Origin of the sequence: Paludibaculum fermentans, assembly GCF_051172195.1 — a bacterium.
Lineage (GTDB): Bacteria > Acidobacteriota > Terriglobia > Bryobacterales > Bryobacteraceae > Paludibaculum > Paludibaculum fermentans_A.
This window is the reverse complement of record NZ_JBPJAQ010000002.1, coordinates 1,818,041-1,835,508: the sequence shown is the minus strand read 5'-3', so window position 1 is coordinate 1,835,508 and position 17,468 is coordinate 1,818,041. Positions and strand designations below refer to the sequence as shown.

Genomic DNA, 17,468 nt, shown 5'->3' with positions numbered 1-17,468 from the left:
GCGTGTCTGAGGAGCACAAGAATGTGGATCGTCAGACTTGCTCTCGACCGGCCGTACACCTTTGTCGTGGTGGCCATTCTCATCCTCCTGCTGGGAGGATTCTCCGTTGCGAAGATGCCCACAGACATCTTCCCGGTGATTGATATTCCGGTCGTTAGCATCATTTGGACCTATCAGGGGCTGCCTACGCCCGAGATGGAGAAGCGTGTAACAACATTCAGTGAATTTGTTTTAGCACTAGTCAACGATGTGAAGTCGATTGAGTCGCAGACCTTGAATGGCGTGAGCGTCATCAAGATCTACTTTCACCCGCAAGTGCACATCGATGCGGCGATGGCACAAGTATCCACGGCCGTGCAGGGGATCCGGTTCCGCATGCCTCCAGGCATCAATCCGCCCTGGATTCTGCGTTTTGGCGCCGATACCGTGCCGGTGATCCAACTAAGCCTGTCGTCCAAGACACTGTCGGAAGCGGCGCTCTACGACTACGGCATATTCCGAGTGCGCCAACAGTTGTCGACCGTGCCGGGCACGCTGCTGCCTGCTCCTTATGGCGGCAAGCCGCGCCAGATCATGGTCGACATCGACCAGAACCGCCTGCTCTCCAAGGGCCTGACATCGATCGACGTTTCAAATGCGATCAATACGCAGAACCTGTCGCTGCCCAGCGGCACGCAGAAGATAGGCAACCGCGATTACACGGTGAGCCTGAACGGCAATCCCACCTCGGCGCTGGAGTTGAACGATGTGCCGTTGAAGTATGTCAACGGCGCTACGGTTTACATGCGCGATGTGGCGAATGTTCGCGATGGTTACGCCGTGCAGACGAACGTCGTACGTTCGAATGGCGAACCGGCCGCGCTGTTGAGCATCATGAAGACCGGTGCGGTTTCGACGCTGGACATTGTCGATGAGGTAAAGAACCGGATTCTGCCGACGAGCCGCGCGGCAGCCCCGAAGGGACTGCAGATCAACGAACTGTTTGACCAGTCGTTCTTCGTGCGTGCCTCCATTCAAGGGGTGCTCAAGGAGGGCCTGATTGCGGCGTGCCTGACCGCGGCGATGATTCTGCTGTTCCTGGGCAGCTGGCGCAGCACGCTGATCATTGCGATCTCGATTCCGCTGTCTATTCTGTCTTCCATCATCATCCTCAGCGCGATGGGACATACGTTGAACATCATGACCCTGGGCGGACTGGCCCTGGCCATCGGCATCCTGGTGGACGACGCGACGGTGGAGATTGAGAACACCCATCGAAACCTGGCGATGGGCAAGCCACTGCGGCAGGCGGTGCTGGATGGCGCGGCGCAGATCGCGGTGCCGACCTTTGTGTCGACATTGACCATCTGTATCGTGTTCGTCTCCGTACTGTTCCTGACGGGTCCGGCGAAGTATCTGTTCACCCCGATGGCGCTGGCGGTGGTCTTCGCGATGGCTTCGTCGTATTTCCTCTCGCGTACCCTGGTGCCGCTGATGGTGAACTTCCTGCTCGCCCAGGAAGATCACAACACCATGCATGAAGGCCCCATCGGCAATGCTCACCAGCGTTTCAACAAGATCTACGAGGCGTTGCGCATGCGGTACGAGGCGGCGCTGCAGCGGGTACTGATGAGCCGCCGCGCGGCGTTTTACGCAATGGGTGGCGCCGTGGCCGTGGCTGTGGTGCTGATCCCGTTCGTCGGGCGCGACTTCTTCCCGTCGATCGACGCGGCGCAGATCCGCATGCACATTCGCGGGCCGGCCGGGCTGCGGGTGGAAGAGACACAGAACCTGTTCGCCCGGGTAGAGCACGAGGTACGGCGTACGATTCCGGCCGATGAGGTGCAGCTTGTACTGCAGAACATCGGCAAGTCGCCGGACTCCTTCAACCTCGCATTTGGTGACGGCGCGATGATCGGCACGTTTGACGGCGAGATGTCGATCTCGCTGAATCCCGAGCATCATGGGAGTGCGGCGGCTTACATCCGTAAATTCCGCCAGGAGCTGCCGAAACAGTTTCCGGGTGTTACGTTCTATTTCCAGCCGGCCGATATTGTCACGCAGGTGCTGAATTTCGGCCTGCCGGCTCCGATCAACATTCAGGTGGCGGGCTACGATCCGAACAACTATCAGATTGCCAGGCAGATGTCGGAGCGGCTGAAGGGCGTGCCTGGAGCGGTGGACGTGCATCTGCACCAGGTGGTGGACGGGCCTGACATCCGAATCGATGTGGACCGTACACGCGCCGCCGAATTTGGTTTGACGCATCAGGATGTCTCGAACAACCTGTTTGTGTCGTTGGCATCCAGCGGCCAGGTTCAACCGAACTTCTGGCTGGATCCGCGCATGGGCATCACCTACCTGGTGGCGGCCCAGACACCGCAGCGTGATCTGCAATCGATCAACGATCTGCAGAACACGCCGGTGTATGCGGGGCGGAACGCGGCGCAACCCCAGTTGCTGAGCAATCTGGCGAACCTGCGGCGCGGCGTAACACCGGTGAATGCGAACCACACGAACGTCCAACCGGTGTTCGACGTTTACGCGAGTATTCAGGACAGCGACCTGGGCTCAGTGGCTTCGGACGTTCAGAAGCTGGTGAAGGAATTCACGCCGAAGCTGTCGCCGGGCAGCACGATCAAGGTGCGCGGGCAGGTTCAGAGCATGAACGAGGCGTTTACGCGCCTGGGCCTGGGCCTGGTGTTCGCGGCGCTGATGGTCTACCTGCTGATGGTGGTGAACTTCCAGAGCTGGCGCGATCCGTTCATCATCGTGACCGCGCTGCCGGGCGCCTTCGTCGGCGTCGTGGTGGCCCTGTTCCTGACGCAGAGCACATTCAATGTACCCAGCCTGATGGGCGCCATCATGTCGATCGGCGTTGCGACGGCGAACAGCATCCTGCTGGTGACGTTCGCCAAGGAGCGGATGGATGAGGGCGAGACTCCGCTGCAGGCCGCCATTCAGGCGGGCTCGGCGCGTTTGCGTCCTATCTTCATGACGGCCTGCGCCATGATCATCGGCATGTTGCCGATGGCGTTGGGCCTGGGTGAAGGCGGTGAACAGAATGCTCCGCTGGCACGTGCGCTGGTGGGCGGATTGACGATGGCCACGGTCGCCACGTTGTTCTTCGTACCTGTGATGTTCACGACACTAAGCCGGAATCAGTCCGTGGGAGAGGCTCAATGAGTACCGAAAACACTTCGTCCTATACGAAAGAAGTTTCCCTGAAGCCGGGCAACCGTCGGCGGCCGGGGGTGGCCGCCACGATCCTGCTGGTGCTTGTTGTTTTTGGCGCGGTGGCTGCCGCGAAGTTCCAGAAGAGGGAGTCCGCCGTTCATTTTTCGCAGGAGGCCACTGGCGGGAAACCGCTGGTGAACACCGCGCTCGCCACCTCGGCTCCGCCGACCACGGAATTGACGCTGCCGGGCAATACAGAAGCCGTGGTGGTGGCGGATATCTATGCGAGAGCCACGGGCTATGTCCGGACACGGTCGGCGAATATCGGCGATCGCGTGAAGCGGGGCCAGGTGCTGGCGACCATCGAGTCGCCGGAACTGGACCAGGAACTGGCGCAGGCACGGGCGACGGTAGAACAGTCGCGTGCTTCGTGGAGACAGGCGCAGGCGAACGTGGCGCGGGCGGAAGCGAGTGTCGTGGAGGCTCGGGCGCGGTTGGAACAGACCAAGGCGAACGAGGCCCTGGCCTCGGCTACGTCAGACCGTTGGACGCGACTGGTGGATAAGGGCGTCCTGCCCAAGCAGGAAGGTGATGAGCGGCAGTACGCGTACAGCGCCCGGAAGGCGGAAGTCGCGGCTGCCGAGGCGTCGATTCATACGGCGACGGCATCGGTGAATGCGGCTCGGGCCAGTGTGGTTTCGGCTGAAGCCAACATCCGGGCGAACGAAGCCAACGTATCCAGGCTGCAGCGGTTGGTGGGCTTTGAGAGTGTGGTGGCTCCGTATGACGGCATCATTACGGAGCGACTGGTGGAACAGGGCGACCTGATTTCCTCCACCGGAGGGCTGGATGGCGGACGAAAGCTGTTTGCCATTGCACAGCCCAGCACGCTGCGGGTGCAGGTGAACGTGCCGCAGACGTTTGCTCCGGACATTCAGGTGGGCCAGGAAGCAAGGCTGGGCGTGAAAGAACGGTCGGGCGCGGAGTTCACGGGCAAGGTGGTGCGGACAGCAAGTTCGTTGAATGCGTCGTCGCGCACCATGCTGGTGGAAGTGCAGGTGGATAACCGCGACGGTGCGTTGCTGCCGGGCATGTTCTCGGAAGTGAAGTTCGCGTTGCCGAGGAGCCATCCGGCGACCGTGGTGCCGGCCGAAGCGCTGCTGGCGAATGCGAAGGGGACACGCGTAGCGACCGTGGATCCGAGCGGCAAGATCCGCTTCCGAACGATTGAGGTATCGCGCGACCTGGGTACGCAGATTGAGGTCGCGTCGGGCCTCAACCCGAATGAAGTGGTGATTCTGAATCCGGGCGAGATGCTGGCCGAGGGACAGGAGGTCCAGGCCGCGGGTCCGGTGACTCACCAGGAAAGAGCAAGAAGATGAATTTGAGGTTTGTCCTTGCAGGATTGCTGACCGCGCCGCTGTGGGCCCAACCCGCGGCGCCGCGGTTGGAGAATTCAGCTCGAATCGATCAATTGGTTCAGGATGGCAAGCTGCGGCTGTCGCTGCAGGACGCCATTGCGCTGGCGTTGGAAAACAATCTGGACGTGGAGTTGCAACGGTACAATCGCCGGCTGGCGGAGACGGATGTATTGCGGTCGAAGGCGGGCGGCGCGCTGCGGGGCATACCTTTGTCCGTGCGGGAGGGGCCGAACAGCCTGGGGGTGCCGGTGGTGACGGGGTCGGGCCTGGGCGGCGGAGATACTCCGACACTGGACCGGTTCTCGGGGACGGGCGCGCAACTGGACCTGTCGCTGCTGGGTTCCCTGCCCCTCTCGACCGGGCCGGTGGTACCGAACCTGGATCCGACGCTGACGGGGACACTGGGTTGGAACCACACATCGACGCCGCAGAACAGCACGTTCCTAGCGCCGCTGCGGTCGTTGAATGCGGACACGACGACAGCCAATGTCGGAATTGAGAAGGGTCTCAATACGGGCGGCACGATTGGGCTGAGCTTCCTGAATCAGCATCAGGACATCAACAACCCGCTGCTGAGCTTCAGCCCTTACTCGACGTCGACCTTGCGGCTGGACTTCCGGCAGCCGCTGCTGCGAGGGTTCGGACCCGCGGTGACGACGCGGTATATCCGGATCGCCAAGAACAACCAGAAGGTCTCGGACCTGGTATTCCGGCAGCAGGTGATCAGCACCATTCACGCGGTGATCCGGCTGTACTGGGACCTGGCGAGCCTGACGGAGGATGTGCGTGTGCGGCAGGATGCGGTGGTCTCGGCAGAGCAGTTGCTGAGGGACACGCAGGAGTCGGCCAAGCTGGGCGTCCGGGCCTCGATCGATGTGACCCGTGCCCAGGCTGAAGTGGCGCGGCGGCAGCGCGATATCGTGATTGCCCGCAGCCTGGCGCGGCAACAGAGCGAACTGCTGAAGGATTATCTGGTGCGGGCGTCGGAGAACAAGCTGCAGGAAGTGGTGATCGAGCCAGTGGACGCGATGGGGCTGCCGGCGGACTCTCCGCAGGAGCCTTTGGAACAACTGGTGGGCCAGGCATTGAAGGAGCGTCCAGACCTGGCGCAGGCGCGGATCCAACTGGAGAACTCGCAGATCAGCCTGAAGGGGTCGCGCAGTGCACTGCTGCCTTCGCTGGACCTGGTGGCTTCGGCGGCCAATAACGGGTTGGGCGGGTCGCCGAACGGGGTGCAGTTCAGTAATCTGCCGGCATCGACTCCGAATCCGTTCTTCGTCGGAGGCTACGGCGATGCATTGGGCCAGGTGTTCCAGCGCAATTTCCCGGACTATGGGGTGGCCGTGCAGTTCAGCGTCCCGATTCTCAACCGGGCGGCACGCGCCGATGTGACCCGTGACCAGATCCAGGTGCGGCAGCAGGAGATCCGGCTGAAGCAGTTGGAGAAGCAGGCGCGACTGGAGATTCGCAACGCCCAGATTGCGGTGGAAGAAGCAAGGGCGAGCTACGAGTCTGCCCGACAGGAGCGCATTCTGGAGGAACAGACCCTGGATGCGGAGAAGGAGAAGCTGGGCGTTGGAGCTTCGACGACGTTTCTGGTGATCCAGTACCAGAGGGACCTGACGCAGGCCCGGTCTTCCGAGGCGACGGCGCAGAGCAGTTACTGGAAGGCGCGTGCGGCTCTTGACCGGGCGATGGGTACGATGTTGACAGTGCACAATGTGGAGTTCGACGAAGTGGTCGCAGGTGCGGTGACGAAGGTCCGCTAGGAACGACTGATTGGGGGACAGCCACCCGCTGCCGGTGCGACTGGCAGCGGGTGGCTGTTCTGCATTCGGACGAATCAGGGGGCCAGACCGAGTACGGAGTAGGTTACCCCGACATTGTCGATGTGGAAGGTGGAGGGCCACCCGGCGTTCTCAGTGGCCTGGAATTCGAGGATGATCGTTTTGCCTTTGTAGGCTGTCAGATCGAAGCCATTGAACTTCTGGTGCGCATGGTAGTTGTCGGCGGTGTCGGTTTCAGTGGTGCTGGGAATCGTGGTGAGTGTCTCCAGTAAGGTGTAGGAGGCGAGATCGAGGACGTTCACTTTGAGGAAGTCGCCCGGGACCAGTTCTCCGGAATCGATACGCGTCCGGAACGTCAGCTTCACGTTGGAGACGCCTTTCGGGATGGCGACGTGTTGGCGCAAGGAGGCTGTATTCTTGGTCCCGAGGCCGCCGAGACGGGCCCAACGATCGCCGAGGAAGGCGGCATTCCCCTCACCCCACGCCGGATCGTATTTGATGACCTCCGCCGCGCCACCCAGATCCCACCAGCCGTTGCCGCCTTCAAACCCCTGGTTGACGATGATCTGGTTGACGGGCTTCAGTTGGAAGTGGACTGGGGCTGTGTGCGCCACCTCAGCGTCGAGCACATCAATGATGGAGGCGACCACCTGGTAGTCGGTGTTCACCTTGAACTCCGCCGTGGGCAGGACCGCCATGAGCTGACTGCCCAGGCGCGTGCCTTCGGTGCCTGGTTGGGCGACGCGGATCTGCTTGATCTGGGAGAGCTCGATGCCGGTGATGTTCTTCGCCTGGAACGTGACCGACCCCTCGGCTTCGTCGACGGCCACAAACAGGTCCAAGTGGGGTACAGCCTGGTAGACGACGTAAGCGTTGTCGATGCGGAAGCGCTTGGCTTTGGCCGAGGTGGAGCGGAACCTGAGGATGTAATCCCTGCCGGCGTAGCTGAGGGGGAGTGAATGGTTGAGTTGCTTGTAATCGCGATAGACCTTGTCCAGGGTGTTGAAGTTGGCGTAGATGGTGTCGAGGGTCTGTACCAGGACACCACCGGCGGTGAGGATCTCGACGTCCAGCCGTTCGATGGAGTCGACGTTGCCGGCCGCGGGGTCCACCGCGACGCGGTAGCCCACCGTGAGGCCCAGCAGGCCGTAGGGCACTGAGAATTTCTGCTGCACCCAGCCGGTGTTGTCCAAGGCGGCGTAGCCTGCGCCCAGGAAGGCCTTTGCAGAACTTGACTTGACCTGAGCACTGCCAGAGAGGTTCCAACTGTCCGCGCCTTGTTCGAAGCCGCGGTTCTTCAGTACATAGTTGGCGCCCTGATAGGCCAAGGGCTTCTGCGCGTTGCCTGTCTTGCCCATGCGATCGTAGGCCGTGGCGCTGAGCGTGTAGTTGCCGAAGCCGACCTTGCTGAGATCCAGGAGGCCGACCCAGACATTGCCCTGCACGGTGTGTTCGAGCACGGCATTGCGGAAGAAGTCGATGTGATGGACGCCGATGTCATCACTGGCGTTGAGGGTGACGAGCAACGACTGTTCGAGGTTATTGAGGATGGGCGCGGCCATCGCCACGGTGGGGGCGGCCGTGTCGGGCGCTTCGTCGCCGATTTGGACGGCGGCCCAGGCGTTCACGACCGTCTTATATTCCGGCGAATTCAGGCCGAAGAGATCCTCGGCGGCGCTCAGGTAAGCATCGCGCGTCTCTGGGAAGGTTGGGCTGGCATCCATGTACGCCAATGAGGCGAGATACCAGATACGCGCCGCGTTGTGCAGGCCGACGCCGACCAGGCCTTGCGGCAGGATGGGCGAGACAAGACAGCGGAACTGCGCGCCGTCCTCGGGATCGCAGGCTGGACCGGCATCGTACTCTTCGACGGAGGGCGCGCCCATGGCGAGTGTCGCGAACAGGCGGCCATAGGCACAGCCTTGGATGTGCTCCTCATAGTCGCCCATGTCGTCGACGTAGTAGGGCAGGCCCGGTTGACCACCGATCACATAACTCCAGGGGTTGATACTGCGGAAGAAGAAAAGACTGACATCGCCGGGGGCAGGCGAAGGGATGGTGCTGCCTGTTCCGCCGGCCAGCGCCCGGTAGTGATTCACGATGGCGCCCTGGATGTCGCCGTGGCCTTCATTCAGGCCGCGGCATTCCCCGCAACCATTGTCCGTCGTCACGAGTTGATCCCACAGGCCGTGGCCGAGTTCGTGGGCTACTGTGATCGTATCGGTGCGGCTGCTGTGGCCTGATTCGGTACCATCGCCGAAGCTGGCGTAGGTGCCATCCCAGTAGGCATCACCATAAGGCTCATCGGCCTGCTTGCGAATGTGAACTCGCAGTTTCATGGGGCTGCCGGCGTCGTCCAGGCCATCGCGGCTGAGGACGTTCTTGTACATATCCCACGTGAGACGGGCCCCGTAGTATGCCTCGACGGCGGCGGTCTGGCCGGTTTTGCCGGTCGTAGAATTGCCGAACGCCCAATCCAGGCCGTTGCCCCAGGTGGTGAGGGCCGGATCGGCGGGATTCTGTGTGTAGAGCGCGCCTTTGAAGGTCGACGTAGGATTCTTATCCTGCATGTCGTAAATGCGTGTCAAGCCACGCTGCGCATCCTGAAACTCGTAGCGATCCGTGACGGTGTTGCGGACGTGATCGATGGGGATCTCGCCGTAGCGTTGAGACTGGCCGGTCGTCTGTTCAGGAGTGAGTGCCTCGACCAGGTTGGACCAGCTTTTGACGATGGCGCCGGTCTGCGCGTCGACGAGGTAAGTGGTGGGAGGCCGTGAGTCGGATTCGACGCGTGCCATCCACACGAGCATGGGCGTGGCCCCTGCCCCATGAATGACCAACTCCGACTCGATGGACAGCTCAGAGCCGGCAGTTCGCAGCTCACGCGCCAGGGTTTCCTCCATCGCCTTGCGGGAAAGGCCGGGGGCGACCGGCGGCATCGCCAATGCCGGCCGGGGCCGGGTAGTGACCCGAGCCGACTTTCCGGCCGCATCCACCCCCAGTTTCAGGTCGCCTCCGAGAACGCGCACGCCTTTGTAGTAACGGTGAAACCGGACATTCAGCCTGCCGAGTTCGTCATAGACAGAGGACGCGGGTTCGAAGGTGTCGTCAGTCGAGAGGCCTAACACAAGCCTCTGGCTGTCGAGCATTGTCCTGGCGGTCTGAAGCCTTTGAGGCCGCTCAGCCAACAGGCGGGCCTTATCAAGTGCAACGAGTTGGAAGGCGAGCGCTCGAGGCGCCAGGATGTCACCAGCCGACAGGATGGCGGCTGTTGCGAAGAGAGTCAGACGGTTCATGGGGTTCCTCCGTTCACGCCAAGCGGTTAACGACTGAAGCCGAGCGCAGCGCACTGGGTGGTGTTGCGGTCGTCGGGAATATTGAAGGCACGTTGTGTCGAGAGGTTCTGGATCTGAATGCAGTCGCTGCTGAAGATGTTAGTCAGGATGCGGGCATCCTGAGCCTGTGACTCCACCAGAAGGCCGCGATGGGGCATCGTCATGCTGCCCAGGCCATTGCTCTCAAACCGTGAGTTGGTGACACGGGTACCGTAAGCATTGGTGCGGACCGCGCCGCGGTAGTTGGATTCCATGCGCACACCATCGATGAGCAAGTCGTTGCTGGTGTTGATGAGTCCGATGGGGGTGTCATCTCCGGGGCCGAGGACGTTGATCCCCCAGCCGCCGGCCTGACTCACGATGCCGTCGCGGATCCGCCAGCCGTTCGAGTTGTAACCGATAACGAGGTTGTCGCCACGGTTGTTTGAGATATTGCAGCCGTTGATGAAGACGGAGTAGCTACCTACGCCGGAAACGCCGGTTTGAAAGTCACTGACCCGGACATTGGTGAGATAGACGATATTCTGGTTTGCGATGGCGATCCCGGTGGAGTGAGGGGCGGTGGAGTTGCCTGGCGCACTGGGCCCGTAAAGATCAATCCCGCTGATGGTGACGTACCCGCTGGGCGCCTCCTGGCACATGGAGAGTCCAATGCCGTCGTTCAGGAATTTGATCTGGCCACCGGCCCCGATGCCCTTCCCTTTCAGCGTGAAGCGGGGCGGCAGGCGGAGCCCGGCACCGATCGTGCAGGCCTTGTCGACGATCAGTGTGCCCGTTGGGCCCAGTTCGAAGATGAGGTCCTGCAAGGTGGCTGCACTGGTGCAGAGCCCAGGGACCCGGGCACTCAGGTTGACGGTAGCACCGGAGCCTCCAAGGGGACATGGGTTGCCCTGAAGCCCAAATTGGGCGTGGAGAACGGTGGAGCCTGACGCGTGGAGCAGTGTGCACGCGATGAAGGCGGTTCGAAAAGTCTGGCGAGAAGTCATTGGTTCCTCCGCGGGCTCTGTCCGCCCGCAATGATCCGGCACGAGGATCTGTGCGGAAGTGTGCCGAGATCCGCCAGTTTCCGGATGAATTGCCAAATGCGGTGGAGAGACAGGTGAAACGGTTGAGGGACTGCTCTCACTACTGATCAGGCAGTGCTGGAGATGAACGCAGCCACCATTACAAACCGGTTGGAGGATTGGTGGCGCGGCGACCAGCAAGCCCTGCCCCAGGTGGTCTCAGAGCTGTACCCGCAACTGCGGCGTGTGGCAGCTCACTGTCTGCGGAGAGAGGCGCGCAATCACACGCTGCAACCGACGGCCCTGGTGCACGAAGCATACGTGCAATTGGCAGGCGGGCCGCCGGCGCATTGCGAGGCGAGATCCCATTTCCTCGGTATTGCTACGCGAATTATGCGGCAGATCCTAATTCAATATGCACGGCGGAGAGGGGCGGCGAAGCGTGGGGGCGGGTCCCGTTCGACACAGTTTGACGACCGGCTGATTGAGGCTCCCAGGCGAACACCGATCGAAGAAGCGCTGGAAGAGGCGCTGGAGGAATTGCGGCGAAGGGAACCAAGGCGGCATCTCGTGGTTGAGATGCGGTACCGGTTTGGATCCACCGTGGAGGAGGTCGCCGCGTTGACAGGCCTTTCGGTCCGGACAGTGGAGCGGGAGCTGCAACTGGGCCGAACGTGGCTGGAACGGGCGGTTTACGAGGGGGATGGACTGTGGCCTCACAACTGAGCATCGAGACCCTGTTGGCGGCATCACGAGGTGCGCTGCCGAAGGTGCCAGGCTACCGGCTGAGGGCGCTGCTGGGGCGCGGCGGCATGGGTGTTGTGTATGCCGCGGTGCCCGACGGGACTGAGTCACTGGTTGCCATCAAGATCCTTCGCAACGACGTGGCCACACCGGCCAACCTGGCCCGATTTGACCGGGAGCGCAGAATCCTCGAACAGTTGAGCCACCCAGATATCGCCACGCTGTTGGATTCCGGCGAGACCCTGGACGGGGCGCCCTACCTGGCAATGGAGTACATCGAGGGGCGCGCGATTGGCGACTATTGCGCCGCCCATGCCCTGGGCAACCGGAGCCGCGTGCGGCTATTCCATGCAGTCTGCGAAGTGGTGGCGGCAGCGCACGACCTGGCGATCATCCACAACGACCTGAAGCCGAGCAACATCCTCGTGGACCAGGACGGCCATCCGAAGCTGTTGGATTTCGGCATCTCCAAACTGATGGCGGCCGGAGAGGAACGGCTTACCGTCACAGGCTGCCGGCCATTGACGCCGGAGTACGCCAGTATCGAGCAATTGCGCGGCGGCACGATCACCCTGGCCTCCGACGTCTATTCCCTTGGGGCGATCCTCGCGGAACTGGCCGGAAGCACGGACCCGGCGCTGAACGCCATCATCCGGCACGCCATGGCGGAACAGCCGGAGCGGCGTTACCAGACCGCCAGGGAACTGGGAGACGATGTCGAGGCTTATCTGGAAGGCCGTGCGCTGAGTCTCGGCGCCGAGCCGCCGAAACTCCGGTGGCAGGCGATTGTCGTGGCAGTCGGTCTTGCCCTGATGCCGGCGCTGATGGTGCAGCTCTCGGAATCCCCTACGGCCGTTCCCAGCGAATCGGAGCGGGATTACCTCGTGGCCCGGCATCTGTGGAGCAAGCTTTCCATGCCCGAGTTGCGCAAGGCGGAAGCGTGGTTCCGAAAGTCTGTGGAGAAAGACCCGCGGTCGGCCATGGCACATGCCGGCCTGGCCGACGCGCTCTACTTCAAAGGGGAACTGGATGGCCGCAATCCCAGGGAGGTTTTCCGTGAGGCCAAAGTGGAAGCCCGGCGAGCCATTGAACTGGACGAGCGACTGGCGGTGGCCCACGCGGTGGCGGGCAGCGTCCTGTTCGCCTCGGATCTCAAATGGACCTATGCGGAAGCGGAGTTTCAGCAGGCCTTAAAGTTGGATCCGAAATGCGTTCGCGCTATGCAGGGCTACGCCTGCATGCTGATGCGGCTGGGACGCCTGGGAGAGGCGGGCGCGCTGATGAAGAGAGCGAGATTGTTGGATCCGGCTTCCCCGATCCTGGGCTTGCAGGAGGCGCGTGTGCCTTTCTATGCGGGGCGGTTCGAAGTGGCGCGGGATCTCTTCCGCGGCGTCCTGGATCGCGATCCGTCGTTCTCCCTGGCGCACTACTACCTGGCGCTTTGCTACCGGTTTCTGGGGCAAGCGCAAGCGGCTGAGGCGGAGATGAGAAAGACGAGCCTCAGTGAGTTGGGCATGGCTGTCGAAATCGCCTGGATTCGCGGCCGGGATGTGGCCCATGCCGAACTGCAGCGTCTGCTTGAGCAGGAAAAAGGCAATCCGAGTATTGTGTTTGTCGCGATCGAGTTGGGACGGAACGATCTCGCGTTCCAACTTCTGGAGAAAGCGATTGCGCAGAGGGAGACGATGATGTTGGGCCTAAAGGTGGACCCGCGCTTCGATGCCCTGCGGAGCGACCCCAGGTTCGACGCTTTGTTGAGACAGGCGGGGCTCCCCAACCTGCCTTAAGTGGCATTCTGGCCTTCAGCCAAGCACAACGAGGAATTGCTTCAACCACTCGACATGCGCCGTCCAGGCCGGGCCGGTGACGAGGTTGCCATCCGTGATGGCGCCTTCGAAGGGCAGACTGACGTACTCACCGCCACCCGCGGTGACCTCGGGCGCGCAGGCTGGATAGGCATTCACCTTCCTGTTGCGAACCACGCCGGCGGCGGCCAGGATTTGCGCACCGTGACAGATGGAGGCAATCGGCTTCTTCGTGTCGGCAAAGTGGCGGACGATTTCCAGGACACTGGCATGCAACCTGAGGTACTCGGGCGCACGCCCGCCTGGAATCACCAGCGCATCGTAGTCTTCGGCGCGGACGTCAGCGAATGTGGCATTGAGCGTGAAGTTGTGGCCGCGTTTCTCGGTATAGGTTTGATCGCCTTCGAAATCGTGAATCGCGGTCCTGACGGTCTGGCCAGCCTTCTTGTCAGGACAAATCGCATCCACCTGGTGCCCGGCAATCTGTAGAGCCTGAAACGGCACCATCACCTCGTAGTCTTCCACGAAGTCCCCCACGAGCATCAGGATTTTCTTCGACATGAACGGTTCCTTCCCCGAATCAGTGCAATAGTCCGGCTCGCTGGAGCCGTTGACCGCCCGCCAGGGTCAATGGGAGCACCGGCAGGCATCGCCATAGATCCAATGTAGCCTTCCTGCCACGCCGGTGGGTTACGCCAGCACGCTGAAGATCACTGACCCACCGGAACAGGCGCGACGCAGGGCTTCCTGGCCTGGATGCCGCGGACCAGAAGAAACGCCAGTGGATGAAGCACGCCCATCACAATGAAGACTGGCGAATAGGACCAGTAAGTCACCGCGCGCCCGACCAGATTGGTGGAAATCATCCCGCCGAGACCGGAGCCCGCCGCCACCAGCCCGAAAACGGTGCCGACCACTGGCTTGGGATAGATATCGACGATCAGCGCACCAATGGATATCTGCCAGGCCAGGTGGGCAAACGCAGCAGTGGCGGCGATGCCGACGGCCATCAGGGGAGAGGAGGCGGAGTTGATCAGGGGGCTGAGAGGCAGGAACAAGGCAGCGCCCGCCATGACCCAGATGCGGCTGCGGGCCGGCGCCATCCCGCGCCTGATGAGAATTCCTGAGAGGTAGCCGCCCGCGATGCACCCGATGTCCGCGGCAAGGTAGACCAGCCACGCGATCTTGCCCACCTCGGCCAGGCTGAGGTGACGGGCATCGGTCAGGTACTTCGGAAACCAGAAGAGATAGAAGTACCAGACCGGGTCGGTGATCATGCGGCTGACCATCAGCAGCCAGGTTTCCTTGCGGCCCAGAATGTGACGCCAACGGCCCTCCGGCGGCATGGCGTCGTCTTCTGGAGAGGAATTGCCCTCGTCCAGGATCAACTTCCGCTCCTCATCGCTGAGGCGCGGATGCTCCGACGGTTTGCGGTAAAGCCAGAGCCAGGGGAGCACCCAGATGAGTCCCAGCGAACCGGTGAACAGGAAGACGGAGCGCCAATGGAAGTGGGCTGAGAGGTATGCGATGACGGGCGGCGCGAGCGTAGCGCCGAGGGTTGCCCCGGCGGTGTAGATGCCGATCACGAGGCCCCGTTCCCGAGCCGGGAACCACTCGGAGACGGCCTTGGGCGCGGCGGTGTAGTTGCCGGGTTCGCCAACCCCCAGCAGGAAGCGGAAGACACCCAGGGACACAACGCTGCGGCTGAGTGAGGTGAGCATATCGGCCAGCGACCACCACACCACGAAGCAGGCCATGGAGACGCGTGTCCCCAATTTGTCGGTCAGCCGCCCGGCAAACAGGTATGAGAGCGTATACGCAAGCAGAAACGCCTGGACCACATAGCCGTACTGCATATCGCTGATCTGCAGGTCGTTCTGGATCGTCCGCGCGAGGATCGACAGGTTCTGCCGGTCCATGTAGTTGATGACGGTGGAGAAGAACAGCAGTGCGGTGATCCACCAACGCAGGTTGGACCAGTGGCGCGGCGCATCCGGAGCGCGAGCTGGCGGCTCGGATTGGACCTCATTGGATTTCATAGTTCACACCGGGCCGGATGGGGAACTCGAAGGCATGGCGTTCCCAGGACCCGGTGCAGTTCCCGCCGGAAGAGCATTTAACCGTCACCCGCTTCCAGTCGGCCACCCGTACGCGCAGGGTTGATTCAGAATTGCCATCGGGGTGGATGAAGCGGGTCTCCGCATGCTCGGCAACAGGGTAAATGCGAGCCACCAACCCGGCGCCTTTCTTCTCGATGACGATACCGGTGCCGCCGACAAAGAGCGGAGTCTGGCGAACAGGCAGTGCGAAGTTCTTCAGCAGGGTTGGCCCCTGGTGCCGCCGCCCGGAGTCGTACTCGATCCAGACACCCGCGGGGAGGTAGACATCGCGGGCCGTGGCGGTCTCATAGTCGTCGCCATACAGCGGTGCAGCCAACAGGGCATCACCGACCATCCACTCATAGCCGCGGACTTTCTCGTTCTCCCGGCCGTAGACCTGGGGGTCGTCGGGGAAAGCGACGGGCAGGGGTGTGAAGGACCACGGGTACCCGTCAAGAAAAAAGCGGACAGCCTGTGAGTAGAAGTACGGCTGCAGGCGATCGTGGAGTTTGGCGGCCTGCAGGAGAACAGCTTCCACCTCAGGGTCGCCGAACGTCCAGGGGCCCTGGCCCATGCTCATGGAAGGATGCAGGGCGGCCCACATCGCATTGCGCTTCATATACTGCCGCATGCGCGGCGTCACCTTCAAATCGAAGTGTCCTTCTCCGAAGGTGCCACCGACGATGTCCGGATACACGAGGGGGAAGCCGGAATAGCCGTAAGCCAGCGCATTGACGGGACCCCGGTCCTGATTCTGATTGAAGTTGAAATCGTTCAGGCGGTGCAGGTCGGCCGGCGAGGCAAGGTACGCATTGCGCCCCATGATAAACAGGCCTTCGCGCATGAGCGCCGCATTGACAGGATCGAGCTTGTCGTCGCCGAGCGGATATTTCCCATAGCCGAAAACATCTTCCTTGTAGCCATCAACGCCATAGGCGGTCCACTTGCGTGTGAGGTCGGCGAACCAGGCGACGGCCTGCGGTTTGCGCCAATCCAGGAAGTAAGTGGGACTCTTGGGCCAGCCGAACTGATACACCTTGGGGCGGCCATTCTCCTCGACGAAGTAGCCGTTGCGGACGCCCTCTTCGCTGTAGGGACCATCGACGATGAAGGTCGTTCGCAGGCCCTGGAAGAACTTCAGGCCCTTGGCATGAAACTGGGCGATGAAGGCTCGTGGATCCGGGTAGAGGTTCCTGTCGTACATGCCGAAGCTGGTGGTCTCGTGGAAACGCTTGTCATCCCGTGGCCAGAAACCAGAACCGACGACCATCCATTGCAAGGGGAACCCGAGCGAAAGATACTGGCCCACATTCTCGGCGACCGTCTTGTAATTGGTATCCCAGGCCAGCGCCCCGAATGCCTCCCACCCCACGCCGAAGAAATCGTACTTGGGCTTCATCACGGGATAGCCGAACATGTTGCGCGATTCCAGAAACTGCCGGTAGATCTCGGCGGGCGAGCCGGTGAACAGGGAGAAGCGGACCTCCGAGGTGACGTTACGGACACCTTGCAGACACTCCTCCGCAGTGCTGCGCACCATCTTGATGCCGGGATCCCAGACCAGGAAGCCGAAACGCTGCTTAGGGTAGAAAGTGAAGTTCGAGATCAGGCGGGTGAGCCCGGTGCCGGAGAGAAAGCGATCGTTGCGATAGCCGGTGATGTCGGTATCGAACGAGTCACGGTGCGTGACTGCATGGTCAGCCAGCCCGAAGCCGGGACTCAGCGGTGCGAACCGCAACATGACAGCCGAAGGGGTGGTGGGGCGAACAATGAGATCGGCCTGATTCGGTGTGAGCGATATGGTCACGGTGGCGGTCAGGCCGGAGGGCGTCCGGACAGTGAGGACGCGATGGCCCTGCTGATTGAACGCTTCGGAGACGACGGAGGCAGGCTCCGGCTTATCAGGATCCCCGAGCAGCAGGCTGCTGGCGGGATGCGCGGCCGCGATGGATGCGCCGCCGCGCTCCAGCGAAATGCGCACCGGATCCGGCGTAATGGTCAGCTTAGCGTCTCCGGCGGTCAGGACGAGCAGGGAAAGCAGCAGGGTCATCGGTTACTCCTGGAGGGCTCCGGAACGCGGGTGTGGCAGCGTTCTGAGCAATTGAGCTTCATCATCG

10 protein-coding genes are annotated in these 17,468 nt (G+C 62.0%); 5 read left to right on the top strand and 5 right to left on the bottom strand.

The window, feature by feature from the left end; genetic code table 11:
• The first annotated feature begins 21 nt into the window (after positions 1–21).
• The 3 genes from ACR9Y2_RS33875 to ACR9Y2_RS33865 are packed head-to-tail and all read left to right on the top strand — an operon-like array spanning position 22 to position 6,346.
• Positions 22–3,165 (top strand): efflux RND transporter permease subunit, encoded by a 3,144-nt coding sequence (locus ACR9Y2_RS33875; protein ID WP_435046308.1) that lies wholly within the window; start codon positions 22–24, stop codon positions 3,163–3,165.
• A complete protein-coding gene (locus tag ACR9Y2_RS33870; protein WP_435046307.1) occupies positions 3,162–4,538 on the top strand; it encodes an efflux RND transporter periplasmic adaptor subunit in 1,377 nt (458 codons plus the stop codon). Before ACR9Y2_RS33875 ends, ACR9Y2_RS33870 begins: the two co-directional genes overlap by 4 nt.
• Positions 4,535–6,346, top strand: a complete 1,812-nt coding sequence (locus tag ACR9Y2_RS33865; RefSeq protein WP_435046306.1) for a TolC family protein — start codon at positions 4,535–4,537, stop codon at positions 6,344–6,346. The genes ACR9Y2_RS33870 and ACR9Y2_RS33865 overlap by 4 nt, the downstream gene beginning before the upstream one ends.
• 74 nt (positions 6,347–6,420) lie before the next feature.
• Here the strand turns inward: ACR9Y2_RS33865 and ACR9Y2_RS33860 are convergent, their stop codons facing one another.
• Together ACR9Y2_RS33860 and ACR9Y2_RS33855 are read right to left on the bottom strand one after the other, a co-directional pair.
• On the bottom strand, positions 6,421–9,660 hold the full coding sequence (locus tag ACR9Y2_RS33860) for a M4 family metallopeptidase (RefSeq protein WP_435046305.1): 3,240 nt from the start codon (positions 9,658–9,660) through the stop codon (positions 6,421–6,423).
• Between the two features lie 26 nt (positions 9,661–9,686).
• Positions 9,687–10,505: a NosD domain-containing protein gene (locus ACR9Y2_RS33855; protein ID WP_435046304.1), complete on the bottom strand. Its 819-nt coding sequence runs from the start codon at positions 10,503–10,505 to the stop codon at positions 9,687–9,689.
• 342 nt (positions 10,506–10,847) lie between these two features.
• On the opposite strand from ACR9Y2_RS33855, the gene ACR9Y2_RS33850 reads away from it, so the two are divergent.
• Positions 10,848–11,429, top strand: a complete 582-nt coding sequence (locus tag ACR9Y2_RS33850) for an ECF-type sigma factor (RefSeq protein WP_435046303.1) — start codon at positions 10,848–10,850, stop codon at positions 11,427–11,429.
• On the top strand, positions 11,414–13,234 hold the full coding sequence (locus ACR9Y2_RS33845; protein WP_435046302.1) for a protein kinase domain-containing protein: 1,821 nt from the start codon (positions 11,414–11,416) through the stop codon (positions 13,232–13,234). The genes ACR9Y2_RS33850 and ACR9Y2_RS33845 overlap by 16 nt, the downstream gene beginning before the upstream one ends.
• Before the next feature lie 15 nt (positions 13,235–13,249).
• On the opposite strand, the gene ACR9Y2_RS33840 is transcribed toward ACR9Y2_RS33845, so the two are convergent.
• From ACR9Y2_RS33840 to ACR9Y2_RS33830, 3 genes are all read right to left on the bottom strand, one after another.
• Positions 13,250–13,813, bottom strand: coding sequence for a DJ-1/PfpI family protein (locus ACR9Y2_RS33840; RefSeq protein ID WP_435046301.1), 564 nt, complete (start codon positions 13,811–13,813; stop codon positions 13,250–13,252).
• Positions 13,814–13,962: 149 nt separating this feature from the next.
• A complete protein-coding gene (locus tag ACR9Y2_RS33835; RefSeq protein ID WP_435046300.1) occupies positions 13,963–15,291 on the bottom strand; it encodes an MFS transporter in 1,329 nt (442 codons plus the stop codon).
• Positions 15,278–17,401 carry a TIM-barrel domain-containing protein gene (locus tag ACR9Y2_RS33830; protein WP_435046299.1) on the bottom strand — a complete coding sequence of 708 codons (2,124 nt, stop codon included), beginning with the start codon at positions 17,399–17,401 and terminating at the stop codon, positions 15,278–15,280. Before ACR9Y2_RS33830 ends, ACR9Y2_RS33835 begins: the two co-directional genes overlap by 14 nt.
• Positions 17,402–17,468: the final 67 nt, after the last annotated feature.

Excerpts from the sequence above, each read along its gene's own strand:
- ACR9Y2_RS33875 (WP_435046308.1), top strand. The coding sequence starts at position 22 with ATGTGGATCGTCAGACTTGCTCTCGACCGGCCGTACACCTTTGTCGTG.
- ACR9Y2_RS33870 (WP_435046307.1), top strand. The coding sequence starts at position 3,162 with ATGAGTACCGAAAACACTTCGTCCTATACGAAAGAAGTTTCCCTGAAG.
- ACR9Y2_RS33865 (WP_435046306.1), top strand. The coding sequence starts at position 4,535 with ATGAATTTGAGGTTTGTCCTTGCAGGATTGCTGACCGCGCCGCTGTGG.
- ACR9Y2_RS33860 (WP_435046305.1), bottom strand. The coding sequence starts at position 9,660 with ATGAACCGTCTGACTCTCTTCGCAACAGCCGCCATCCTGTCGGCTGGT.
- ACR9Y2_RS33850 (WP_435046303.1), top strand. The coding sequence starts at position 10,848 with ATGAACGCAGCCACCATTACAAACCGGTTGGAGGATTGGTGGCGCGGC.
- ACR9Y2_RS33840 (WP_435046301.1), bottom strand. The coding sequence starts at position 13,813 with ATGTCGAAGAAAATCCTGATGCTCGTGGGGGACTTCGTGGAAGACTAC.
- ACR9Y2_RS33835 (WP_435046300.1), bottom strand. The coding sequence starts at position 15,291 with ATGAAATCCAATGAGGTCCAATCCGAGCCGCCAGCTCGCGCTCCGGAT.
- ACR9Y2_RS33830 (WP_435046299.1), bottom strand. The coding sequence starts at position 17,401 with ATGACCCTGCTGCTTTCCCTGCTCGTCCTGACCGCCGGAGACGCTAAG.